22 protein-coding genes and 1 pseudogene are annotated in these 21,993 nt (G+C 62.4%); 16 read left to right on the forward strand and 7 right to left on the reverse strand.

Features of this window, described 5'->3' with window-relative positions; all coding sequences use genetic code 11:
- Nucleotides 1–105 precede the first annotated feature (105 nt).
- The gene (locus NPS56_RS28625; RefSeq protein ID WP_274077761.1) at nt 106–276 is read left to right on the forward strand and encodes a hypothetical protein; all 171 of its coding nucleotides are present in this window, start codon (nt 106–108) and stop codon (nt 274–276) included.
- Between the two features lie 8 nt (nt 277–284).
- Here the strand turns inward: NPS56_RS28625 and NPS56_RS28630 are convergent, their stop codons facing one another.
- Both NPS56_RS28630 and NPS56_RS28635 read right to left on the reverse strand, forming a co-directional pair.
- Nucleotides 285–1,481 carry a multidrug effflux MFS transporter gene (locus NPS56_RS28630; protein ID WP_274077762.1) on the reverse strand — a complete coding sequence of 399 codons (1,197 nt, stop codon included), beginning with the start codon at nt 1,479–1,481 and terminating at the stop codon, nt 285–287.
- A gap of 91 nt (nt 1,482–1,572) precedes the next feature.
- Nucleotides 1,573–1,770 carry a heavy-metal-associated domain-containing protein gene (locus NPS56_RS28635; RefSeq protein WP_274077763.1) on the reverse strand — a complete coding sequence of 66 codons (198 nt, stop codon included), beginning with the start codon at nt 1,768–1,770 and terminating at the stop codon, nt 1,573–1,575.
- Nucleotides 1,771–1,929: 159 nt separating this feature from the next.
- Here NPS56_RS28635 and NPS56_RS28640 point away from each other — a divergent pair, with 159 nt between their 5' ends.
- The 3 genes from NPS56_RS28640 (at nt 1,930) to cueR (ending at nt 5,250) form a co-directional block, all read left to right on the forward strand.
- Nucleotides 1,930–2,313 (forward strand): hypothetical protein, encoded by a 384-nt coding sequence (locus tag NPS56_RS28640; RefSeq protein WP_274077764.1) that lies wholly within the window; start codon nt 1,930–1,932, stop codon nt 2,311–2,313.
- Between the two features lie 133 nt (nt 2,314–2,446).
- Nucleotides 2,447–4,840: a heavy metal translocating P-type ATPase gene (locus tag NPS56_RS28645; protein ID WP_274077765.1), complete on the forward strand. Its 2,394-nt coding sequence runs from the start codon at nt 2,447–2,449 to the stop codon at nt 4,838–4,840.
- Nucleotides 4,837–5,250, forward strand: coding sequence for a Cu(I)-responsive transcriptional regulator (cueR, locus tag NPS56_RS28650; RefSeq protein WP_274077766.1), 414 nt, complete (start codon nt 4,837–4,839; stop codon nt 5,248–5,250). The genes NPS56_RS28645 and cueR overlap by 4 nt, the downstream gene beginning before the upstream one ends.
- Nucleotides 5,251–5,448: 198 nt before the next feature.
- Here cueR and NPS56_RS28655 read toward each other — a convergent pair whose 3' ends face one another.
- Complete coding sequence (locus NPS56_RS28655; RefSeq protein ID WP_274077767.1) at nt 5,449–6,342, reverse strand: PA4780 family RIO1-like protein kinase; 894 nt, start codon at nt 6,340–6,342, stop codon at nt 5,449–5,451.
- A gap of 443 nt (nt 6,343–6,785) precedes the next feature.
- Here NPS56_RS28655 and NPS56_RS31455 point away from each other — a divergent pair.
- A pseudogene (locus NPS56_RS31455) lies at nt 6,786–7,874 on the forward strand (cache domain-containing protein); the annotation flags it as partial.
- Between the two features lie 129 nt (nt 7,875–8,003).
- A complete protein-coding gene (locus NPS56_RS31460; protein WP_370628334.1) occupies nt 8,004–8,732 on the forward strand; it encodes a methyl-accepting chemotaxis protein in 729 nt (242 codons plus the stop codon).
- 93 nt (nt 8,733–8,825) lie between these two features.
- On the opposite strand, the gene NPS56_RS28665 is transcribed toward NPS56_RS31460, so the two are convergent.
- Both NPS56_RS28665 and NPS56_RS28670 read right to left on the reverse strand, forming a co-directional pair.
- On the reverse strand, nt 8,826–9,617 hold the full coding sequence (locus NPS56_RS28665) for an AraC family transcriptional regulator (protein ID WP_274077769.1): 792 nt from the start codon (nt 9,615–9,617) through the stop codon (nt 8,826–8,828).
- Between the two features lie 77 nt (nt 9,618–9,694).
- A complete protein-coding gene (locus tag NPS56_RS28670; RefSeq protein ID WP_274077770.1) occupies nt 9,695–10,972 on the reverse strand; it encodes an acetyl-CoA C-acetyltransferase in 1,278 nt (425 codons plus the stop codon).
- A gap of 119 nt (nt 10,973–11,091) precedes the next feature.
- On the opposite strand from NPS56_RS28670, the gene NPS56_RS28675 reads away from it, so the two are divergent.
- The gene (locus NPS56_RS28675) at nt 11,092–12,444 is read left to right on the forward strand and encodes a 3-oxoacyl-ACP reductase (RefSeq protein WP_274077771.1); all 1,353 of its coding nucleotides are present in this window, start codon (nt 11,092–11,094) and stop codon (nt 12,442–12,444) included.
- Between the two features lie 2 nt (nt 12,445–12,446).
- Complete coding sequence (locus NPS56_RS28680; protein WP_274077772.1) at nt 12,447–13,301, forward strand: MaoC family dehydratase; 855 nt, start codon at nt 12,447–12,449, stop codon at nt 13,299–13,301.
- Between the two features lie 123 nt (nt 13,302–13,424).
- On the opposite strand, the gene NPS56_RS28685 is transcribed toward NPS56_RS28680, so the two are convergent.
- On the reverse strand, nt 13,425–13,838 hold the full coding sequence (locus tag NPS56_RS28685; RefSeq protein WP_274077773.1) for a response regulator: 414 nt from the start codon (nt 13,836–13,838) through the stop codon (nt 13,425–13,427).
- An 85-nt stretch (nt 13,839–13,923) separates the two neighbouring features.
- A complete protein-coding gene (locus NPS56_RS28690; RefSeq protein WP_274077774.1) occupies nt 13,924–14,121 on the reverse strand; it encodes a Flp family type IVb pilin in 198 nt (65 codons plus the stop codon).
- Nucleotides 14,122–14,459: 338 nt separating this feature from the next.
- Between NPS56_RS28690 and cpaB the strand changes: the two genes are divergently transcribed.
- The 8 genes from cpaB to NPS56_RS28730 are packed head-to-tail and all read left to right on the forward strand — an operon-like array spanning nt 14,460 to nt 21,918.
- Nucleotides 14,460–15,407: a Flp pilus assembly protein CpaB gene (cpaB, locus tag NPS56_RS28695; protein WP_274077775.1), complete on the forward strand. Its 948-nt coding sequence runs from the start codon at nt 14,460–14,462 to the stop codon at nt 15,405–15,407.
- Between the two features lie 21 nt (nt 15,408–15,428).
- On the forward strand, nt 15,429–16,691 hold the full coding sequence (locus tag NPS56_RS28700; RefSeq protein WP_274077776.1) for a type II and III secretion system protein family protein: 1,263 nt from the start codon (nt 15,429–15,431) through the stop codon (nt 16,689–16,691).
- A complete protein-coding gene (locus NPS56_RS28705) occupies nt 16,688–17,875 on the forward strand; it encodes an AAA family ATPase (protein WP_274077777.1) in 1,188 nt (395 codons plus the stop codon). Before NPS56_RS28700 ends, NPS56_RS28705 begins: the two co-directional genes overlap by 4 nt.
- Nucleotides 17,872–19,152: a CpaF family protein gene (locus tag NPS56_RS28710; protein ID WP_274077778.1), complete on the forward strand. Its 1,281-nt coding sequence runs from the start codon at nt 17,872–17,874 to the stop codon at nt 19,150–19,152. The genes NPS56_RS28705 and NPS56_RS28710 overlap by 4 nt, the downstream gene beginning before the upstream one ends.
- A 10-nt stretch (nt 19,153–19,162) precedes the next feature.
- Nucleotides 19,163–20,047 (forward strand): type II secretion system F family protein, encoded by an 885-nt coding sequence (locus NPS56_RS28715; RefSeq protein WP_274077779.1) that lies wholly within the window; start codon nt 19,163–19,165, stop codon nt 20,045–20,047.
- An 8-nt stretch (nt 20,048–20,055) separates the two neighbouring features.
- A complete protein-coding gene (locus NPS56_RS28720; protein ID WP_425313651.1) occupies nt 20,056–20,934 on the forward strand; it encodes a type II secretion system F family protein in 879 nt (292 codons plus the stop codon).
- Between the two features lie 10 nt (nt 20,935–20,944).
- The gene (locus NPS56_RS28725) at nt 20,945–21,631 is read left to right on the forward strand and encodes a tetratricopeptide repeat protein (protein ID WP_274077781.1); all 687 of its coding nucleotides are present in this window, start codon (nt 20,945–20,947) and stop codon (nt 21,629–21,631) included.
- Nucleotides 21,632–21,642: 11 nt separating this feature from the next.
- Nucleotides 21,643–21,918: a DUF3613 domain-containing protein gene (locus NPS56_RS28730; protein ID WP_274077782.1), complete on the forward strand. Its 276-nt coding sequence runs from the start codon at nt 21,643–21,645 to the stop codon at nt 21,916–21,918.
- Nucleotides 21,919–21,993 lie beyond the last annotated feature (75 nt).

The following is a 21,993-nucleotide window of genomic DNA, read 5'->3' on the forward strand; positions in this document are numbered from 1 at the left end:
CCTTGTCATAGAAGCCATCGTAATCGGGTCTACAATCGAAACCTCTGCGAGGAAATCTTTTACCCATCCTTTTTACGCAACGTCTTTTACAAGAGGAGTTCAGCTATGAAGATCCTGATAAAAGAATTGGCAAAATCCCAGTGGCAGGTCCGCCTGGACCAACATACCGTGATGTTCCGCAGCGAAGCGGAAGCGCGGGCGTTCACCAATACCCTTGAAGCGCGATTGCACGCTCCCCATCAGATCCCCGACCGCCAGCAGCGTGCCGCTGGCTGAGTCCGTCCTCAGACCTGGGCTTGCACCAGCGCCCGGGCATTTTGCAGACGCCGGGTGAGCATCGCCGCGCTCACCACCAGAATCCCGCACAGGCTGATGACCATGGCCATCGGCATGGCGCTGCCGTCGTGCAAAACACCCACCAGCGCCGCGGCGCCCGCCGCGACACTGAATTGCAGGCATCCGAGCATTGCCGAAGCGCTACCGGCGCGGGCGCCCTGGCCGTTCATCGCGCAGGCCGAGGCATTGGGTAGGATGCAACCCAAACTGGCGATGCAGGCGAACAACGGAATCAGCAACGGCCACAGCTGCGCGGTGTGCAGCGCGCTGACGGCGAGCAATGCCAGGCCGGCACCGAGGTAGATCCACACGGTGCGCGTCAGCAGGAACGCCGGACCACGCTTGGCTAACAGTCGCGCATTAATCTGGGCCACCAGAATGAACCCCGCTGCGTTGACACCGAAGTACCAACCAAAGTGTTCGGCCGGGACGCCATAGAGCTTGATGAAGATGAACGGCGACCCGGCGATGTACGAAAACATGCCGGCGATGGCGATACCGCCCGTCATGGCATGGCCGAGGTATACCGGGTCTTTCAGCAACCGCCCATACTGGCGAAACGCCCCGCTCAGGGGTTGGCGTGGCAAATGGGCGGGCATGCTTTCCGGCAAACCCAGTGCCACAGCCAGACCTGCCAAGGCGCTGAAACCGGTCAGCGCGAGGAAGATCGACTGCCAGCCCGTGGTGTTGACCAGCAAGCCGCCGAGCATCGGGGCAAGGATCGGCGCCAGGCCCATCACCAGCATCAGCTGCGAAAAGACTTTCGCCGAACCCACCGCATCACATTTGTCGCTGACCACCGCCCGCGAGATCACCATGCCCGCGCAACCGCCCAGGGCCTGCACGAAGCGTGCGCCGATCAGCCATTCCAGGTTCGGTGCATAGGCGCACGCCAACGAAGCGGCGGTAAACAAGCCGACGCCGATCAACAAGGGAATGCGTCGCCCGAAACGATCCGCCACCGGACCGTAGGCCAGTTGGCCAATGGACAAGCCAAGGAAATAAGCGGCCAACGTCAGTTGGACGTGTTGTTCGTCGGTACCGAAGGCGAGCGCCATCGCCGGGAACGCCGGCAGATAGAAATCGATCGCCAGCGGACCGAAAGCGCTCAAGGCGCCAAGAATCAGGATTGTACGAAAATTCATCAGGCATCCATGGAACAGAAGTCGGCAGCCCGACAGTCTAGCCGCGCATGGACGCCTTGAACATTAAGTTAGCTCGCTAACTATTAAAAAGTCAGGCCAATTTCACGCTGTAGCCTTCTTCACTGATGAGCGCGATCACTTGATCGGCGCTCAATGCGCTCTCGACCCCGACTTCCCTGGCCGCCAGATCGACCCGCACACTCGCCGCCGGATCCCGGGCCTGCACCGCCTGGGTGATCGCCTTGACGCAGTGACCGCAGGACATGCCTTCAACGTTGAACACTTGCATGGATGACTCCTTTAATGTGCCATTCGAAAGAGGTGACCTGCAGTCTTGAGCTTGCCACCATGGCAAGGTCAAGTTCTGCAGTGACCTGCCGGGCTGGCAATCGGCTTCGCGCTCGGCCAAGCTGCGGGTATTTACGATTTGATCCCAGGAGATTCAGCCATGCGCTGGTCAGCTTTCAGCCTGTTTGGCCTGCTCGGCCTTTTCACCGCCACCACCTCGGCCCATGCCGCCGGGGAGGATTATGGTGTGCTGGTCATTTCCCGCGAGCGCCTGGAAGTCGCAACCAGCTGCGAGATCGGCGTGTACATCCAGGACCAGTTGGCGGCGCGGCTATTCCAGGAGCAAAGCACCTCGTTCAACCTGCCGCCGGGCAATGTCTCCCTGCGCCTCAAGCTGCTGCCCGGCCAGGCGCCGGGGTGCAACCCGGGGATGCTGGCGCCGGGTTCGCAGGATATTCAGTTGCGGGCCGGAGATGTATTGAAGTACCGGATTGCGATGACCCAGGATGGGATGTATCTAAAGCGTGCAGGTCTTGGATATTGAGTTGCCTGTAAAAGATCGCAGCCTGCGGCAGCTCCTACAGGTGTACTGCGATCTTTTGCTTTAAAAATGGCGCTTGACCTTGCCAGCATGGCAAGGTTGATCCTGTAGGCATCTTCTACAGGGAGCGTGACCGATGTCCGAATCCACCACTTTCGATCTGCCGATTGCCGGCATGACCTGCGCCAGCTGCGCCGGGCGTGTCGAGCGCGCCTTGAGCAAAGTCATCGGCGCCAGTGCCGTCAGCGTCAACCTGGCCACCGAGCAGGCCCGGGTCCAGGCACCGGCCGACAGCCTGCCGGCCTTGATGGACGCAGTGGAAAAAGCCGGTTACAGCGTACCTCGGCAGCGGCTGGAATTGAGCATCGACGGCATGACCTGCGCCTCCTGCGTCGGCCGGGTCGAGCGGGCATTGAACAAAGTGCCGGGGGTCAAGAGCGTCAGCGTCAACCTGGCCAATGAACGCGCCCATCTGGAACTGCTCGGGCAAGTCGACCCGCAAACCTTGATCGCGGCCGTGAGCAAGGCGGGTTATGCCGCCAGCGTCTGGCAGGACGATCAGCCGCACGTCGATACTCAGCAAACCCGCCTGCAGCGCGAGCGCTGGGCGTTGATCGCAGCGATTGCCCTCGCCTTGCCACTGGTATTGCCGATGTTGCTGCAACCGTTCGGCGTGCACTGGATGCTCCCGGCCTGGGCGCAATTCGCCTTGGCAACGCCCGTGCAGTTCATCTTCGGCGCGCGCTTTTATGTGGCCGCCTGGAAAGCCGTGCGTGCCGGGGCAGGCAACATGGACTTGCTTGTTGCCTTGGGCACCAGCGCGGGCTATGGCTTGAGCCTCTACGAATGGGCCACCGCCGCCGGGCGCATGCCGCACCTGTACTTCGAAGCCTCGGCCGTGGTGATTGCCCTGGTGCTGTTGGGTAAATACCTGGAAAGCCGCGCCAAACGCCAGACCGCCAGCGCCATTCGCGCCCTGGAAGCGCTGCGCCCGGAGCGGGCAGTCCAGGTGATCGACGGTCGTGAGCAAGAGGTGGCGATCAGCGCCCTGCGTCTCGATGACCTGGTCATGATCAAGCCCGGGGAACGTTTCCCGGTGGACGGCGAAGTGGTCGAAGGCCAGAGCCATGCCGACGAAGCCTTGATCAGCGGCGAAAGCCTGCCGGTGCCCAAACAACCTGGTGACAAGGTCACGGGCGGCGCGATCAATGGTGAAGGCCGGTTGCTGGTGCGCACCCAGGCCCTTGGCGCGGAAACCGTGCTGGCGCGGATCATTCGCCTGGTGGAGGACGCCCAGGCGGCGAAAGCGCCGATCCAGAAACTGGTGGATAGAGTCAGCCAGGTGTTCGTCCCGGTGGTCTTGCTGCTGGCCTTGGCGACCCTGATCGGCTGGTGGATGTATGGCGCCCCGCTGGAGACCGCGGTGATCAATGCCGTGGCGGTGCTGGTGATCGCCTGCCCTTGTGCCCTGGGCCTGGCCACGCCAACGGCGATCATGGCCGGCACCGGGGTCGCGGCGCGCTACGGCATTCTGATCAAGGATGCCCAGGCGCTGGAGCGTGCCCATGAAGTCAGCGCCGTGGTGTTCGACAAGACCGGCACGCTGACTTCGGGCACCCCACGTATCGCCCACCTCAGCGCCCTCGATGGCGACGAAGGCAGCCTGCTGCAATGGGCCGGCGCCCTGCAACGCGGCAGCGAGCATCCGCTGGCCAAGGCGGTGCTGGATGCGTGCGCCGAGCGAGGCCTGGCCGTGGCCGACGTGACTGACAGCCAATCCCTGACCGGCCGAGGCATTGCCGGCACGCTCGGGGATCGTCGCCTGGCGCTGGGTAATCGGCGCCTGCTGGAGGAAAGCGGCCTGGACGCCGGCACTCTGGCAGGTTCCGCAAGCGCGTGGGAAACCGAAGGCCGGACCTTGTCCTGGCTGATCGAGCAAAGTCCCGAGCCGAGAGTGTTGGGCCTGTTCGCTTTCGGCGATACGCTCAAGCCTGGCGCGCTGCAAGCGGTACAACAACTGCGCGCGCGCAATATCAGCAGTCATCTGCTGACCGGTGACAACAGAGGCAGTGCCAACGTGGTCGCCAAGGCGCTGGGCATCCAGGATGTGTACGCAGAGGTCCTGCCGGCGGACAAAGCCGCCACTGTCGCTGCGTTGAAGAAAACCGGCGTGGTCGCAATGGTCGGCGACGGCATCAACGATGCGCCAGCGCTGGCCGCGGCCGATATCGGTATCGCCATGGGCGGCGGCACCGATGTGGCCATGCATGCGGCCGGCATTACCTTGATGCATGGCGATCCTCGGCGAGTTCCGGCGGCACTGGAGATCAGCCGCAAGACCTACGCGAAGATCCGGCAGAACCTGTTCTGGGCCTTCGTCTATAACCTGATCGGCATTCCATTGGCCGCCTTCGGGTTCCTTAATCCGGTGCTGGCCGGAGCAGCCATGGCGTTGTCGAGCGTCAGCGTGGTAAGCAATGCGCTACTGTTGAAAACCTGGAAACCCGAGGACCTGGAGGACAACCGATGAACATCGGCCAAGCAGCCCGTCACAGCGGCCTGAGCGCAAAGATGATCCGCTACTACGAGTCCATCGGCCTGCTCAAGGCGGCTCATCGCACCGACAGCGGCTACCGGGTGTACGGCGATGACGACCTGCACACGCTGGCGTTCATCAAACGCTCACGGGACCTTGGGTTTTCGCTGGAGGAAGTCGGCAAGCTGTTGACCCTCTGGCAGGACCGCCAGCGCGCCAGTGCCGATGTGAAGGCGTTGGCGCGCCAGCATATCGATGAACTGAACCAGAAGATTCGGGAGCTGGGGCAGTTGCGCGATACGTTGCAGGATCTGGTGGAGCATTGTCAGGGGGATGATCGGCCGGATTGTCCGATTCTCAAGAGTCTTGAGTCGGGGTGTTGTGCTAACGCGGATCCCGTCTGACAATGATTTTGACTGTGCTAACGCCTTCGCGAGCAAGCCCGCTCCCACATTGGACCGTCGCCGAACACAAATTCTGTGTCCAGTGCAGATCGAATGTGGGAGCGGGCTTGCTCGCGAAGGCGGTGCGTCGGGCGCCATAAACATTGAGTCCCTTCACCCAGAAAAAACCCGGCCGAAGCCGGGTTTTTCTTTAGTCGATCACTGCATCCACGGTGGAGGCGGTTCTTCGGCTGGCTTGGGGGGAGCATCGTCAGCCGCACGCGCGGCTTGCTTGCGCTCTTCATCCAGGCGCGCGGCCTCGATTTCGCGCATGATGCCGCCCACATCCGCCAGCTCTTCCGGCTCGTCGAACTCGCCGGTCAGGACGCTGGCCGGGTGCAAAGTGCCCGCCTCGTACAAAGCCCACATTTCCTTGGCGTACCGGGTCTTTTTCAACTCCGGTGCAAACCGTCCGAAATAGGACGCCATGTTGCCCACGTCCCGCTCCAGCATGCTGAACGCGTGGTTGTTGCCGGCCGCGTCAACTGCTTGCGGCAAGTCGATGATCACCGGGCCGGTCGGGGTCAACAGCACGTTGAACTCGGACAGGTCACCGTGCACCAGACCGGTACACAGCATCAGCACGATCTGCGAGATCAGGAACGCGTGATATTCACGCGCCTGGTCCGGTTCCAGAACCACGTCGTTCAGACGCGGCGCGGCATCACCGTACTCGTCGGCTACCAACTCCATGAGCAGCACGCCTTCGAGGAAATCGAACGGCTTGGGCACCCGTACACCGGCATTGGCCAGGCGGAACAGCGCCGCCACTTCGGCGTTCTGCCAAGCGTCTTCGGTTTCCTTGCGACCAAACTTGGAACCCTTGGCCATGGCCCGGGCCTGTCGGCTGTTGCGCACCTTGCGGCCTTCCTGATACTCGGCCGCCTGCCGGAAACTGCGTTTATTCGCCTCCTTGTAGACCTTCGCGCAACGTAACTGGTTGCCGCAGCGCACCACATAAACAGCTGCTTCTTTACCACTCATGAGTGGGCGCAGCACTTCGTCGACCAGACCGTCCTCGATCAGGGGTTCAATGCGTTTTGGAGTCTTCATCAGCTTTTATTGTGGGTCCTTTATTACCAAACACGCGAAAGTCATTCGTTATACGGCAATCCACCGATTCGGGGGAGGGGGTGCCGACCTATGAACCATGCAGATGCACACAATGTGCCGATTTACTCGCAAAAACCTGCAGTTCATCACCGGTCTTCTGGATCATAGTCGAGCCTGAAGCGCTTGTTGTCCGGGGCTGCATGGGCATTTGTGACAGAAACCGACACCCCGGCACTACCGTTCGCGGGATTTTTCCGGACAACCCTCAATTTCCGCAGACAACAGCCGAAGTCCTTAGTGACAAAGTGATTTGTCCGACAATCGTTTCCCTGACAACAACGATACCGCACTCACGGACCCGGGTTGATCGACAACGTTTACGGCTGCCAATAAACCGCGAGTCATCTGCACTGCGTGGGCCTACAAGAAAATCTGGAGCGCGGATGAACATCAAACAGAAACTGACCTGGGCGTTTGCAATCATCGCCTGCTTGCCGGTGGTACTGGTCGCCACCCTCGTCGTGCTGAACCTGCGCAGTGATGCCAGGGAAGGATTCGTCGACAGCAGTGGTCGCGAAATCCGTCAGGTCAGCAATGCCATGCAACTGTTCTTCGACGGCATCAGCCAGAACGTCGAGTACCTGGCCAAACAACCGCTGATCACCAACTCCGACGACAGCCTCAAGACCTACATGAACGCCAACGCCGCCAGCATTCCACAGGGCGAGATGGACAAAAAAGTCTTTGGCTTCCTGCAGGATCTGGGCAACGCCCATCCATCCTACGCCTACGCCATCCTCGGCACCGCCGCCGGTGGCTATGTGTCGTGGCCGGACGACGCCAAGCTGGCCAACTACGACCCGCGCCAGCGTCCGTGGTACAAGGCGGCCCAGGCGAAACCGGGCAAGCCGTTGCGTACCGAGGCCTATTACTGGGCCGAAAACGATACGTCCTACGTCAGCACCGTGCGCACCATCGACAACAAGCTGGGCACCAACGGTGGTGTGGTCAGCATCGACGTGTCGCTCAAGCAGCTCACCGAACTGGTCAAACAGATCAAGCTCGGCGAAAGCGGCTACCTGATGCTGCTGGAAAACACCGGTACCGTGCTGGTCGATCCGAAGCAACCGGAACACAACTTCAAGGCCTTGAACAGCCTCGGCGAGGGTTATGCGCAACTGGCCAAGGCTGGCAAGGGCCTGGTTGAAGTCGAGCTCAACGGCGAACGCTACATGGCCAACGTCTGGCCGTCCGAGCAGCTGGGCTGGACCTTCATCGGCCTGATCAAGCAGAGCGACGTGATGAGCACCGCGACCCAGCTGACCTGGTTGATCGCCATCATCGCTGCGGTACTGGCCGTTGTCTTCGCCATCGTCGGCGCCAGTTTCGCCAGCGTTATCGTGCGGCCGATCCGCAGTGTGGCCGACGGCCTGGAAGGCATTGCCCAGGGTGAAGGCGACCTGACCAAGAATCTGCAAATCCGTGGCAGCGACGAAACCGCGCAACTGGCCAACTGGTTCAACCAGTTCCTGACCGCGATTCGCAACCTGATACAAAGCATTGGTGGCGCCGCGACCAAGATCCTGGCCACCTCCAGGAGCTCGACCCAGGTTTCCAGCGACATGGCTGAAGCCGCTGGACGCCAGCGCGAAGCGGTGGACATGGTGTCCACGGCATTTCACGAAATGGTCGCTACCGCCAACGAAGTGGCACGCTCCTGCAGCCAGGCGGCCGAGTCCGCCGACAGTGGCCAGCGCCAGGCCCGTGAAGGTCAGCAACAAATTGACGCGGCCGTGAGCAGCGTCGATCGCCTGAGCCAGGAAATCGAGCAGTCGGCCCAGTCGATGCAACAGCTGGAACGCGACAGCAATGATATCCAGTCGATCCTCGGGACCATTCGTTCGATCGCCGAGCAAACCAATCTGCTGGCGCTGAACGCGGCCATTGAAGCGGCGCGGGCCGGTGAGCAGGGCCGTGGTTTTGCCGTGGTGGCCGATGAAGTACGGGCGCTGGCCAAGCGCACGGCCGACTCCACGGCGGAAATCGACGGACTGCTGGGCAACCTGGCCAAGCGCACCAGCCAGGTGACCCAGCAGATGCACGCGAGCCTGGAGGTGTCCCAGCAATCGGTGACGCGCATCGGTGAAGCGCGCAACAGTTTCGGGCAGATCCGCGAGTCGGTGGACGTCATCCGCGACATGAACACCCAGATTGCCACGGCGGCGGAACAACAGCATCAGGTGGCCGAAGACATCAACCGGCACATCAGCCAGATCCATGGCGACGCGCAATTGGTGGCTGAACTGGCGAACTCGGCGCGCCTGGATTCCCAGAGCCTGGCCGGGTTGTCGAATGAGCTGGATGGGTTGGTGCGCCGGTTCCGTACCTGACCGGTGACCGCTGCGCGGTCAATCGCGAGCAAGCTCGCTCCCACAGGGATTTTCACTGTCCTTGTGGGAGCGAGCTTGCTCGCGATGGGGCCATCACTGCCGAAACAACTCCCCCGGGGTAAACCCGAACAAACTCTTGAACGCCGCAATAAACGCCGACGTCGAGTCATACCCACAGGCCAGCGCGGCATTGGTCACGCTGTCGCCCTCCTCCAGCAGACTCAGCGACGACAGCAAGCGCATACGCTGGCGCCAGCCGCGAAAACTCAACCCGGTTTCACGCTGAAACAAACGCATCAGGGTTTTCTCCGACGCGCCCAGGCGTTCGGCCCATTGGTGCAGGGTCACATTGCTCTCGGGATTTTCGATCAGCTCATTGCACAACCCCAGCAACCGTTCATGGCGGGGCAATGGCAGGGAAAACCCGACTTCCGGCAAAGTCGCCAACTGATCGAGCAGCACACTCACCAACCGCGCCTGCGGGCTGTCACCCTGGGGATATTCCACTGGCAGCAGGCAAAAACTCTTGATCAGCTCCCGGGCCAGCGGCGTCACTTCCAGCACCCGGCAACGCCCGTCCGCCCACTGGCAATCCTCGCGACGCACATACAGGCTGCGCATCTCGGCGCGCATCGAGGTCACGACCTGGTGATCCAGATCGGCCGGAATCCAGATGCCCCATTGCGGCGGCGCGAAGAAACTGCCCTCGGCGGTGTGCACGCCGAGCACGCCACTGATGGCATAGGAAAACTGCACCCAGTCGTGGCGATGGGACGGCGTCCACGACCCGGCATTGAGGCTTTCCACCCGGGCATACAGCGGACGCGGCAACCTTATGAGGGGCGGAATGCTGCGTTCGAGGGAAACCTGTCCGTTAGTCGGCATAACCTGGCCTTGTGTTGCGAGACGGCTGATGGGCCGACGTTAGGCCATGTCACGCATCCATTCAATACCGGACGCCCCTATCGCTCGATGATGGCGGTTACCCCCTGACCGCCTGCGGCGCAAATTGAGATAAGGCCACGCCCCTTCCCCGCCGCATCAAGCAACTTGGCCATATTGGCGAGGATGCGCCCACCCGTGGCCGCAAACGGGTGCCCGGCCGCCAGTGAGCTGCCTTTGACATTGAGCTTGCTGCGGTCGATGGAGCCCAGCGGTGCATCGAGGCCCAGGCGGCTTTGGCAGTACTCGGGGTCTTCCCAGGCCTTCAAGGTGCAGAGCACCTGGGCGGCGAAGGCTTCGTGGATCTCGTAGTAATCGAAGTCCTGCAGGGTCAGGCCATTGCGCGCCAGCAGGCGTGGCACGGCATACACCGGTGCCATCAACAGGCCCTCGGCGCCATGGACGAAATCCACCGCGGCGGTTTCGCCGTCACGCAAGTAGGCGAGAATCGGTAGACCGCGCTCCTTCGCCCATGCCTCACTGCCCAGCAGCACCAAGGATGCGCCATCGGTCAGCGGCGTGGAATTGCCGGGGGTCAGGGTGCCTTTTGCGCTTTTGTCGAAAACGGTCTTGAGCGAGGCGAGCTTTTCCAGGGTCAGGTCCGGGCGCAAATTGTTGTCGCGGGTGAGGCCGAGAAACGGCGTCATCAAATCGTTCTGCCACCCTTCGGCGTAGGACGCATCCAGGTTCTGATGGCTCAGCAGCGTCAGCTGATCCTGCTCTTCACGGGGAATGTTCCAGGCCTGCGCCATCAACTCGCAATGCTCGCCCATGGACATACCGGTGCGCGGCTCGCCATTGCGCGGGAACTCGGGAATCAGGTGCCGGGGGCGCAGCTGCAGGAAGGGTTTGAGTTTTTCCGCGGTGGTGCTGGCGCGATAGGCCTGCAGCAAAATCTTGCGCAACCCTTCGTTGACACTGATTGGCGCGTCCGAGGTGGTGTCGACGCCACCGGCAATGCCGCAGTCGATCTGGCCGAGGGCAATTTTGTTCGCCACCAGCAGCGCCGCTTCCAGCCCTGTACCGCAAGCCTGCTGGATGTCGTAGGCGGGGGTAGCGGGCGACAGCCGCGAACCGAGCACGCACTCGCGTGTCAGGGCCATGTCCCGTGGCAACTTGAGCACCGCCCCCGTCACCACTTCGCCAAGGCGCAGTCCATGCAGGTTGTAGCGTTCGATCAGGCCTTCGAGTGCAGCCGTGAGCATGGCCTGGTTACTGGCGGTGGAATAGGGTCCGTTGGAGCGAGCGAAGGGTATCCGATTACCGCCGATGATCGCGACGCGACGCAGCTGAGTCATGAAAAGCTTCCTATTCTGTGAAGGCCATTACCCGCAAGCGTAGGCCGAATCTGGCAAATCGAACGACTGATTGCCATTCATGGTCCACACTTTGAACCTCATCTGCTGGAGCGCGTTCCATGTCCGACCGCTATATCGACTTCGCCAATTCGTCCATCGGCCATCGTCTGGTCGGGGCCATGGGCCTGCCTTCGCCGGTACGCCTGGAACGCTGGCAAGCGGGCCGATTGCGCCCTGTGGAAGGCGCCTTGCTGATTGGCGGCGGACCGCTGGCGGAGAAGGTCAACACCTTCGCCAACCGCCTGACGGACGCGATCTACACCTACGGCACCGAGCCCTCGATGGCGACCGCGTGGATTCCCGGACACGGTCCGAAACTCAAGGCCGTGGTGTTCGATGCCAGTGATCTGGTGCAGGTCGGCCAGCTCAAGCAACTACGCGAGTTCTTCCAGCCCCTGATAAAAAATCTCGACCACAGTGCCCACCTGGTGATCCTGGGACGTGACCCGCAGTCGTTGAGCGACCCATTCGCCGCCAGTACCCAGCGCGCCCTCGAAGGCTTCAGCCGCTCGCTGGCGAAGGAACTGCGCAGCGGTGGCACCTTGCAGCTGATCCATGTTGGCGAAGGCGCCGAGGATCAACTGGAGGGACCGCTGCGGTTTTTCCTCTCGCCGAAAAGCGCCTTCGTGTCCGGGCAAGTCATCAACCTGACTGCCTGCGACACCCAGGTAATGGACTGGACTCGCCCGCTGGCCGGGCGCAAGGCACTGGTCACCGGTGCGGCGCGCGGTATCGGCGCCGCCATCGCCGAAACCCTGGCCCGTGACGGTGCGGAGGTCATCCTGCTCGACGTCCCCCCGGCCAGGAGCGACCTCGACGCCCTCGCCGCACGCCTCGGCGGGCGTGGCATCACCCTCGACATCTGTGCCGAGAACGCCGCCACGGAACTGGTCGAACAACTGCCCGACGGCATCGACATCGTGGTGCACAACGCCGGCATCACCCGGGACAAGACCCTGGCCAACATGACCCCGGAATTCTGGGACGCGGTACTCTCCGTCAACCTCAACGCTCCGCAAGTGCTGACCAAGGCCCTGCTCGACAGCGGCACCCTGCGCGACAATGGCCGGGTGATCCTGCTGGCGTCGATCAGCGGCATCGCCGGCAATCGCGGGCAAACCAACTATGCGGCGAGCAAGGCTGGCCTGATTGGCCTGGCGCAAGCCTGGGCGCCGCTATTGCATGAGCGGGGCATCAGCATCAATGCCGTGGCGCCGGGTTTTATCGAAACCCAGATGACCGCGCACATTCCATTCGGCCTGCGCGAAGCCGGACGGCGCATGAGCTCGTTGGGCCAGGGCGGTCTGCCGCAGGACGTCGCCGAAGCGGTGGCCTGGCTCGCGCAACCGGGCACCGGCGCGTTCACCGGCCAGGCACTGCGTGTCTGCGGGCAAAGCGTTCTGGGGGCCTAGGCATGATCATCGACTGGCACACACTCAATCGCGAACCCAGCCTGTCGGGGCTCTATGTGCAGGCGGCAACGCGGCGCAAGATCACCGGCACCACCCTGCCCCATTCGGGTCTGCGCTGCTGGCTCGATGTCGACCCGCAGCGCCTGGCGGCCTATCGCAAAGTCTGCGGCTTCGCCGACAACGGCCTGCTGCCACCTACCTATCCGCATATCCTCGCATTCGCCTTGCAGATGCAATTGCTCACCGCCCGGGACTTTCCGTTCCCGCTGCTGGGGCTGATTCACCTGAGCAACCGCATCCGCGTGCTGCGCCCCATGGGCGGCGTCCATCGAGTGCGGGCCAGCGTGTGCGTGGAGAACCTGCAACCCCATGCGAAGGGGGCGACCTTCGATCTGGTGACGACGCTGGATGATCAACTGGGACCGCTCTGGGAGGCGCAAAGCCAGATGCTGTGCCGAGGGGTGAAGCTTGAGGGCGAGCCCGTCGAAGAGGAGTTGGCCCCGACGCTGCCCCTGACGCAAGTCGCCCAATGGAACGTGCCCACAGACATCGGCCGGCGATACGCCAAGGTATCCGGCGACTACAACCCGATTCACTTGAGTGCGCTGAGCGCCAAAATGTTTGGCTTTCCAACGGCGATTGCCCATGGCCTATGGAACAAGGCCCGAACCCTGGCCGCGCTTGCAGAGTATCTGCCGGCGGCGAACATCGAGATTGCGGCGCAATTCAAGAAGCCGGTGCGCCTGCCCAGCGAGGTGACATTGCTGGCCAGCGCTGCGGGCTCCAGTGGGGATTTGCAATTGATAGGGGCTGGTGATCTGGAGCACATGATTGGCCATTGGCAGCCCATCGCCTGACGCGAATCGTATGACATACACCTTTTAGGAGCCGGCTTGCCGGCGAAGGCGCTCTTGAACCTTGCGTCAGTCTTTCGGGTGCCTTCGCCGGCAAGCCGGGCTCCTACAAGGCCCTCACCTGCTTCAACGATTGGCCAACTCCCCCAACGGCTGCGGGAACAGGTTATTCAGGGTCTCCAGCAAGCGCACGTGATAGATCGGCTTGCGAAACAGGTCCAGCACCTGCAAACGCAACATGTCGCTGACACTTTCCATGTCCGCATGCCCGGACATCACGATCACCGGCAAATGCTGGCGCGCCGTGTGCTCGCGCAAGCGCTTGATCAACGACATGCCGCTCTCCTCCGGCATGCGCAGGTCGGTAATGACCAGAGCGATATCCGGATGGCGTGTCAGATGCTGCAGCGCCAGCTTGACCGACGTCGCGGTGAAACAATTGAACCCCTCGCCCTCCAGCAACTCCGCCAACTCAAGCAACGCATCCTCCTCGTCATCGACCAGAAGCAGTTGTTGGCGCGGCAGGGCGGGGGCGTTCATGGGCAACACCTGGAATAGACTAAGCGCTGACATTAGAACCCACTCGTTGCATTGGCAAATTGCCGGTGCGAACTCAGATAGTCACTCACAAGGCGTTTTTGATGCTGGTGAACATCGTGGTCAAGTCAGTCCCGATGCCGCCGCTGAGCCCGGCAATCACCACCGCGACCATGGCGGCTACGATGGCGTACTCGATACCCGAAGCTCCCTCGGTATCCTTGGCCAGCCCTTTGTAAAAATCGATTTCGGATTTGACCTTCTGAACCAGCTTGGCGAAAGACATGAAGTTCTCCTAGATGACCCCGGGTGTTGCACGGACGCAACATGATTCCCCTGTGCCAGCATCAGCATTGTCGGCATTTCCCCGCCAAACAACTGTAAGAACGCATTAACACCAAAGTATTAACCGTTTCGTTGACGTCAAAAAACCCTGTATTTGCTCTGAACCATTAACTTTCGTTGGATTTTTGCCCCTTGGGTAATGGCGTTTTGCTCTAGCTGCGCTACCTTCAAATAGCCAAATAGTTCCATGTTCATAGCTGCCTGATTGCGAAGTTGTCTCGTTGCGCAAACGAGTTCTTTGAGCAGCAGGAAAGATGCACCAGGAAAGGAAGCGCCGTCATGAACAGTCGTGTCATCCTAGGCCTGGCCGGCCTGTCCCTGGCGGGCGCAGTTATCGCCGGTTATTGGGGCTTTACCTTGACCCGTCAGCCGGCCGCCGCCCCTGTTGCGCAAACCGAGATTTCACCTGCGACCACCGCCACTCCAGCAGCTGTTCCCCAGCCAGAAGAAGACACCTGTCAACCGATCGTGGTGTTGTTGCATGACATCCCACCGTTCGTGCAGATCACCGCCGCCGACATTGCCTTGGAAAAACTACGCACCGTTCCGGCCGGCAGCCTGACTCGTCTCGATCAAGCCATTGGCCGTACGCCCTGGCGCGCCCTGCCCGCCGGCAGCTGGCTCAATGACGAGAGTTTTGAAGCCGGCGGCAAGCTGGCGCGGATGATCCGTCCCGACGAGCGCGCACTCGCTGTTGCCGTGGATGAAGTGATCAATGCCGGGGGGCAATTGACACCGGGGGACTATGTCGACGTGCTGCTGTTCCTGCGCATGGATAACCTCAACCTTCAGCCCTCGGCCCAGCTCGCCATCCCGGCCTTGCGCGTATTGGGGGTGGGCGAGCAATTGGGCCTGACCAACGACGGCCATCCGTCCAGCCCGGCCCAGGGCAACGATGAAAAACTCCGCCAGGAGCAACAACGCGGCAGCGCCCGCACCGTGCTGCTCGCCGTCCCCGAACAACTGTTGAGCCGCTTGATGCTCGCCACCCAAGCCGGCGTGTTGCGCCTGGCCGTGCGCAGCGCCGAGGAAAAACGCCTGGCGCGCTACTGGGCCGGGGAACGGGATTCTGCGACCAATCTCGCCAACGCCAATCGCGACCTGATCCAGTTCAACCAACTGGCCATGACCGCACCGCCCAAACCTGCAATCGCCAGTAGCGCAGGCGCACCGCGCCGCTCCGGTGTGGAAGTCATCCGCGGCAACGAAACGCAAAAGACCCCCTGAATCGTGCAAGGAACCGCTTTAATGCACAGACGTATTATGCCGTTGTTCAACGGCTTGATCTGCGCCACCTTGCTCAGCGGCATGCCGATAACGGCAGCACTGGCAGCTACCGGCAGTTGCGCAGCGCTGGGCCCGCTGCCAGCGGTACTGGAAGTGGGCGAAGGCCTGCAACAGGAAGTGCAATCGCCGGTGGCGATCACCCGGATCGCGGTGGGCGACCCGAAGATCGCCGACGTGCGAGTCAATGGCAACCAGGCGTTCCTGCTCACCGGCATGGGCGCCGGCGCCACCAGCCTGATGGTCTGGACCGCCTGTGCCAGTGCACCGCGGCAAAGCATGGTATTCGTTCAGGGCCGCGCGACGGCGGCCATGACCAGTGCCAGGCAGTCACCGTCCGATGATGGGTTGCTGCCATCGCAAGTGCAGACCGACATCCGCTTCGTCGAAGTCAGTCGCACCAAGCTCAAGGAAGCCAGTACCTCGATCTACGGCAAAAACTCGAATTTCCTGTTCGGCTCCCCCGGTACCGTCCCCAACACGGCGGTGACGCCGCGGGTGTTTCCGTTGCGCAACCTGGATCCGCGGATTGCCGTGCCGAGCATTCCGTTGGCCAACGACATGTTCAACATCGTCGCCGGCGGCGGCAACTTCCTGGCCATCATCAACGCCATGGAAAGCAGTGGCTTTGCCTACACCCTGGCACGCCCGAGCCTGGTGGCGATCAGCGGCCAAAGCGCAAGCTTCCTCGCGGGCGGTGAAATCCCGATCCCCATCCCCAGCGCCAACAGCAACAGCTACTCCATCGAATACAAGGAATTCGGCATCCGCCTGACGCTCACGCCGACGGTGGTCAGCAACGACCAGATCGCCCTCAAGGTTGCTCCCGAGGTCAGCGAACTGGATTACAACAACGCCGTGACCATCGGCGGCACCACCGTGCCGGCGTTCACCATTCGCCGCACCGATACCAGCATCTCCCTGGCCGATGGCGAAAGCTTCGTCATCAGCGGCCTGATCAGCACGCAAAACACCTCGCAGGTGGACAAGTTTCCGGGGCTGGGCGATATCCCGATTCTCGGCGCGTTCTTTCGCAGCTCTTCGATCAATCGCGAAGAACGCGAGTTGCTGATGATCGTCACGCCACACCTGGTGCAGCCGCTGGCGGCCAATGCGCAACTGCCGTCGCTGCCCGGGGAAAAACTGCGCAATTACGACCCCAACTGGTATCGCATGTACTTCCTCGAAAACGGCGACTTCGATAAACGCAGCGGGCTATCGCAATGAGCCAGAACCTGAGTCAGACCTTCCTGGCGATCACGCGCAACAGCACGGACCTGGAATGGCTGCAAGGCGCTCTCGCCCCCTTGGGCCAGGTGGTCAGTGCCGGTGGCGGCAGCCTCGACGAACTGTTGGCGCTGGTAGACGTGACCCTGGCCAGCCTGGTGTTCGTGGGTCTGGACCGTGAACACGTGGTGGCCCAGTGCGCCCTGATCGAAGGCGCCCTGGAAGCCAAGCCGCGGTTGGCGATCGTTGCGCTGGGCGACGGCATGGACAACCAGTTGGTGCTCAACGCCATGCGCGCCGGGGCCCGGGATTTCGTGGCGTATGGCTCGCGCTCCAGTGAAGTCGCCGGGCTGGTGCGGCGCCAGAGTAAACGCCTGCCGCCTGTAGTGCCGAACACTCACCTGGGCGGCCTGACCGTGCTGTACGGCGTGCAGAGCAACGCCGACGGCGCGCTGCTGGCCAACCACATGGCGCAAGTGGTGCAAAAAAGCGGTCAGCAAACGCTGCTGCTCGACCTCGGCCTGCCGCGCGGTGACAGCCTGGCCCTGCTCGGCCTGGAGAGTTCGTTTCATTTCGGTGATGCGCTGCGCAACTTGCGCCGCCTCGACGCAACCCTGATCGACAGCGCCTTCACCCGTTGCGAAGCCGGCCTGCGGATCCTCGCCTACGCCACCCACGACGAACCGCTGGAACACACCAGCGCCGCCGAGTTGTACATGCTGCTCAGCGCCCTGCGCCAACACTTCCAGCACATCGTGGTGAATGTCACCGGCCAGCCCGACAGCGAAGCCCTTCGCACCTTTGTCAGCCATTGCGACAAGCTGCTGTGGTACACCGACCAGAACGTGCTCGACTGCCGCCGCAACCTGGCGGTACTGAACCTGTGGCGCGAAAAAGGCATGAAGCTCGACCACGCCAAACTGCTGGTGGATCGCTACCTGCGCAGCGTCGCGCCGGACTCCGAGGCCTTGGGCAAAAGCTTCGGCATGGAGGTCATCGCCACGCTCGCCTACAGCCCCGAAGTGCGCTTGAACGCCAAGAACCAGGGCGTGACCCTGTTCGAACTGGCCCCGCGGGAAGTGCTCACCCAAAGCCTGCGCAACCTCGGCGAACGCCTGGCCAAGCGCTCCGAAAGCCTGGCCAAACCCAAGTCCTGGTTCAGCCGTTTGAGAGGTACGCCATGAGCGGCGAAAAACTGTTCGGCGCGACACACCGCGGGGTGGCCGGCAATACCGACCACGAAGGCCTGAAACTGGTGCTGCACCGCTACATCATCGATGCCATCGAGGAGTCCGGGAAAAACCTGCTCGAAGGCTCGCGCCAGGTGCTGGCGCAGTTCGTCATCGACAAGGTGGCCGAATACATCGCGCGCCTGCACTTGGCGATTTCGCGCTACGAGATGGAGCGCCTGGCCGAGGAGATCGTCGACGAGCTCACAGGTTTCGGGCCGCTGGAAGTGCTGCTGCGGGATTCGGCAGTGACCGAAATCCTGGTCAACGGCCCGCACCGCGTGTTCATCGAGCGCGATGGCGTCCTGCACCTGAGCGACCTGCGATTCATCGATGCGCACCATGTCGAGCGCGTCATCCAGCGCATCCTCGCGCCCCTGGGCCGGCGGCTTGATGAGTCCTCGCCGATGGTCGACGCGCGCCTGCCGGACGGCAGCCGGGTCAACGCGATCATTCCCCCGATCGCGCTCGACGGCCCCTGCCTGTCGATTCGGAAATTCCGCCAGGACATGCTCAACAGCACCGACCTGATGGCCATGCAGACCATCGACCAGGCGATCTACGAATTTCTTCAGGACGCCGTGGGCAAGCGCTGCAATATCCTCATCAGCGGCGGCACCGGCACCGGCAAGACCACGCTGCTGAACATCCTCAGCCAGCTGATCGATCCCCACCAACGCCTGGTGACCATCGAAGACGTCGCCGAACTGCAACTGGGCCACCCCCACGTGGTGCGCCTGGAAACCCGGCCGCCGAATGCCGAAGGCCATGGCGAGGTGAAAGCCAGCGACCTGATTCGCAACGCCCTGCGGATGCGCCCGGACCGGATCATCCTCGGCGAAATCCGTGGCGTCGAAGTGGTCGACGTACTGACCGCCATGAACACCGGTCACGACGGTTCCATGAGCACCGTGCACGCCAACAACGCGCAGGATGCCTTGTTGCGCCTGGAAACCCTGGTCGGCCTGACCGGCCGCAGCATTGCCGAAAGGACTTTGCGCCAGATGATCTGCGCGGCGCTGGACGTGGTGATCCAGTTGACGCGCATGCCCGATGGCCGCCGCTGCGTCAGTGAAGTGGTCGAGGTGATCGGCATCCGCGAAGACGTGTATGTCACCAATACGCTGTTTCGCCTCGATCGCCGCAGCGGCTTCGGTTTCATGCGCGAAGCCCTCAACCCCGCCGGTGACAAACTGCGCCGCGAATCGGCGCTCTCTCCCTCGGTATATTGAAGGTCACGGCATGCTCAAACCGCTGCTGCTCATCCTCGTTTGCCTGGCGTTGCTGGGGCTGTCGGTGCGCTTGCTCAGCCGCGGTTTGCGCGAACCCGGTACTCGCCGCGTGCTGGAGCGCCTGAGCCAAGGGCAACCGGAGCGGGTGGTGCAGAAAACATCCTGGACGGGGCTGGATCGGGCCTTTTTGCGCGCCGGCCTCGGGCGCCCTACCGAACGTCTGGGTGTGTGGCTGACGCTGTGGGGCTTGAGTGTCCTGCTCGGTTTCATCGCTGGCGGCTGGCTGGGTTTGTTCGCCCTGTTACTGGTGCCGCCCCTGCTGCTGCGCCTGTATGTCGACTGGCGTTACCAGCGCCGGCTCAAGCGCATGATCGAACAATTGCCAGCGCTGCTCGATCACAGCGTGCGCAGCCTGAAATCCGGGCGCACCCTGGCCGACGCGGTGCTGGGCGCCATCGATGCCGCCGAAGACCCGCTGAAAAATGCCCTGGGGCGCGTGCAGCGCCAGGTGCACATGGGGGTCAGCCTGCCGGACGCCGCCTCGGACTTCGCCGAACTCTACGACAAGGACGAACTGCGCCTGTTTGCCCTGGGATTGAAGGTCAACCACCGCTACGGTGGCAACGCCAGTGAACTGCTGGAGAACCTGATCAAGATCATCCGCGAACGTGAACAGGCGGCTCGCCAGTTGAGCGCCATGACCGGCGAAACCCGGGTCACGGCGGTGGTCCTGGCGCTGATGCCGGTGGCACTCGCCGGCTACATCCTGGTGTCCAATCCGAAGTACCTGATGGGCATGTGGAACGACAGCTCGGGGCAAACGATGCTGGTGGGCGCGCTTGCCCTCCAGGTGTTCGGCTGCGTGGCGCTGTGGCGGATGTTGCGTAGCCTATGAACCTGTCCATGCTGCTGAGCTCGCTGCTGTTCCTGCTGGCATCGGGATTGTTTGTCGGCGTCATTGTGCAGATGCGTCGGCGTGCCCGCCAGGTGGTGCAGCGCCTGGACGGCAAAGCGCCGAGCAAAAACCGCTTCAACCAATGGCTGCACGCGCTGGGCAGCAGCCGTGTCGGCCAGCAGTCGGTCAAGCTCGACAACGAAACCCAAACGCTGCTCAATTGCCTGGGCTGGCGTACCGCGCGGCAACGGGCTTTGTTCGCCGCCTTCCAGGTGGGTGTCCCGGTACTGGCGCTGGCGTTGAGTGCGCTGGTGCAGGGCCTGTTCTTCCCCGAGGTCACTCGCCCGTGGCTGGTCCCGGCGTTCGCCCTGGGCATCGGTTACCTGCTGCCCAAGCGCCTGCTGGCCGCCGCCGCGCACCATCGGCAAAAGAAACTGGCGGTCGAGATTTCCACCTTCATTCCGTTGCTGCGCATCCTGTTCGAATCGGGCATGGCCGTGGAGCAATCGCTGCGCGTGTTGAGCAATGAAGGCAAGCTGCTTATGCCCACGCTGACCCACGAACTGCGCCTGGTGCTGGCACGCGTCGACTCAGGGCTGGAGCTGGGCGATGAACTGAACAAGGCCACCCGCTTGCTGGCGGTCGATGAATTCACTGACACCTGCGTGATCCTGCAACAGCTGATCCATCAGGGCGGTGGCGCGATGAAATCCCTGCTGGCGCTCAAACTGTTGCTCGATGACAAGCGTCTGTCACGCCTGCAGGAATACATCTCCAAGATGTCCGCGAAAATGTCCGTCGTGATGATGTTGTTCCTCTTCCCGGCGTTGTTGATCGTACTGGCCGGCCCGGGCTTCACCGCCCTCGCCCGGGCTTTTGCTTCCTAGGGGAATCGTGATGAAAGCATTGATTGCCGGTTTGAGTCTGCTGATGCTGGGGGGTTGCGCGAGCAACGGACCGGCACCTTGGAGTGCCATGACCGGCACCGCCAGTTGCGCCAAATTAAACGCCGAACAACAGCTGTCACTGAACCTGGCCGATGACATGGCAAACGACGGTAAGCTGCACGCCAGCCTCGCCAACCTGCAGAGCCTGCCGGACAATCTCGCCGATGTGCGCCTGCGCAAGGCCAAGGTGTATCGACTGCTGGATCGCAGTGAAGCCGAGCCGCTGTACCGCAGCCTGCTCGGCGGCTGCATGGCCGCAGAAGCCGAACACGGCCTGGGCCAACTCGCCGCCGCCCGGGGCGACCATGGCCTGGCCCAGGCGCACCTGCAACGGGCCGCACGCCTGGCGCCCACCGACGAAAAAATCCGCAACGACCTGGGCGTGGTGTACCTCAATCAATTGCGCATCGAAGACGCCAAATTCGAATTCCTCACGGCCATCGAGCTCAAGCAGAGCGACCAATTGGCCGCCGTGAACCTGGTGACCCTGTTGATCTACCAGGACGATTGGAACCGCGCCGCCGAACTGGTCAGCCGCCTTGGCCTGAAACCGGCACAAGTCACCCAGGCCCAGGCCCGCGCGGAGAAACTCAAGTCCCCCGGCAGGTCCGGTCCGACCGTCGCCGCCGTTCAGTAAGGAGCCCCCCGATGAAATCGACCACCCTTTACTGCCTCGGCGTGCTGGCCCTGCCCCTTGCCGCCCACGCCATCGACGCCGGCCCCGCCTCGCCACAACAACAGGAAACCGAAGGCTGGCTGCAACTGCAAAGCAGCAACGCAGCCGCCTCCACAAAACCGCAAACCGCCAGCGCCACCGAGCGCGAACTGGCGATGCAGCGCTGGCTGAAAAGTTACCAGCATGAGATCCCGCAGTTCTTTGACCAGGATGTGGGAGGAAAAGTGAGTAGCGGCTCGCAGGAATAGGCGCCGCCATCGCCCCTGTAGGAGCTGGCTTGCCAGCGATCGGCCCTCAAGCCAAGCGCCGACCTCACCGACGCC

It is taken from the genome of Pseudomonas putida, assembly GCF_028682635.1.
In the GTDB taxonomy this organism is placed as follows: Bacteria; Pseudomonadota; Gammaproteobacteria; order Pseudomonadales; family Pseudomonadaceae; genus Aquipseudomonas; species Aquipseudomonas putida_AE.

What these genes read in the sequence shown, in the direction of transcription:
- NPS56_RS28670 (WP_274077770.1), bottom strand. Translation starts at nt 10,972, where the DNA reads ATGACTCAGCTGCGTCGCGTCGCGATCATCGGCGGTAATCGGATACCC.
- NPS56_RS28690 (WP_274077774.1), bottom strand. Translation starts at nt 14,121, where the DNA reads ATGTCTTTCGCCAAGCTGGTTCAGAAGGTCAAATCCGAAATCGATTTT.
- NPS56_RS28725 (WP_274077781.1), top strand. Translation starts at nt 20,945, where the DNA reads ATGAAAGCATTGATTGCCGGTTTGAGTCTGCTGATGCTGGGGGGTTGC.
- NPS56_RS28685 (WP_274077773.1), bottom strand. Translation starts at nt 13,838, where the DNA reads ATGAACGCCCCCGCCCTGCCGCGCCAACAACTGCTTCTGGTCGATGAC.
- NPS56_RS28640 (WP_274077764.1), top strand. Translation starts at nt 1,930, where the DNA reads ATGCGCTGGTCAGCTTTCAGCCTGTTTGGCCTGCTCGGCCTTTTCACC.
- NPS56_RS28630 (WP_274077762.1), bottom strand. Translation starts at nt 1,481, where the DNA reads ATGAATTTTCGTACAATCCTGATTCTTGGCGCCTTGAGCGCTTTCGGT.
- NPS56_RS28665 (WP_274077769.1), bottom strand. Translation starts at nt 9,617, where the DNA reads ATGCCGACTAACGGACAGGTTTCCCTCGAACGCAGCATTCCGCCCCTC.
- NPS56_RS28700 (WP_274077776.1), top strand. Translation starts at nt 15,429, where the DNA reads ATGCACAGACGTATTATGCCGTTGTTCAACGGCTTGATCTGCGCCACC.
- cueR (WP_274077766.1), top strand. Translation starts at nt 4,837, where the DNA reads ATGAACATCGGCCAAGCAGCCCGTCACAGCGGCCTGAGCGCAAAGATG.
- NPS56_RS28655 (WP_274077767.1), bottom strand. Translation starts at nt 6,342, where the DNA reads ATGAAGACTCCAAAACGCATTGAACCCCTGATCGAGGACGGTCTGGTC.
- NPS56_RS28730 (WP_274077782.1), top strand. Translation starts at nt 21,643, where the DNA reads ATGAAATCGACCACCCTTTACTGCCTCGGCGTGCTGGCCCTGCCCCTT.
- cpaB (WP_274077775.1), top strand. Translation starts at nt 14,460, where the DNA reads ATGAACAGTCGTGTCATCCTAGGCCTGGCCGGCCTGTCCCTGGCGGGC.
- NPS56_RS28720 (WP_425313651.1), top strand. Translation starts at nt 20,056, where the DNA reads ATGCTGCTGAGCTCGCTGCTGTTCCTGCTGGCATCGGGATTGTTTGTC.
- NPS56_RS28635 (WP_274077763.1), bottom strand. Translation starts at nt 1,770, where the DNA reads ATGCAAGTGTTCAACGTTGAAGGCATGTCCTGCGGTCACTGCGTCAAG.
- NPS56_RS28645 (WP_274077765.1), top strand. Translation starts at nt 2,447, where the DNA reads ATGTCCGAATCCACCACTTTCGATCTGCCGATTGCCGGCATGACCTGC.
- NPS56_RS28625 (WP_274077761.1), top strand. Translation starts at nt 106, where the DNA reads ATGAAGATCCTGATAAAAGAATTGGCAAAATCCCAGTGGCAGGTCCGC.
- NPS56_RS28710 (WP_274077778.1), top strand. Translation starts at nt 17,872, where the DNA reads ATGAGCGGCGAAAAACTGTTCGGCGCGACACACCGCGGGGTGGCCGGC.
- NPS56_RS28680 (WP_274077772.1), top strand. Translation starts at nt 12,447, where the DNA reads ATGATCATCGACTGGCACACACTCAATCGCGAACCCAGCCTGTCGGGG.
- NPS56_RS28675 (WP_274077771.1), top strand. Translation starts at nt 11,092, where the DNA reads ATGTCCGACCGCTATATCGACTTCGCCAATTCGTCCATCGGCCATCGT.
- NPS56_RS28705 (WP_274077777.1), top strand. Translation starts at nt 16,688, where the DNA reads ATGAGCCAGAACCTGAGTCAGACCTTCCTGGCGATCACGCGCAACAGC.
- NPS56_RS28715 (WP_274077779.1), top strand. Translation starts at nt 19,163, where the DNA reads ATGCTCAAACCGCTGCTGCTCATCCTCGTTTGCCTGGCGTTGCTGGGG.
- NPS56_RS31460 (WP_370628334.1), top strand. Translation starts at nt 8,004, where the DNA reads ATGGTGTCCACGGCATTTCACGAAATGGTCGCTACCGCCAACGAAGTG.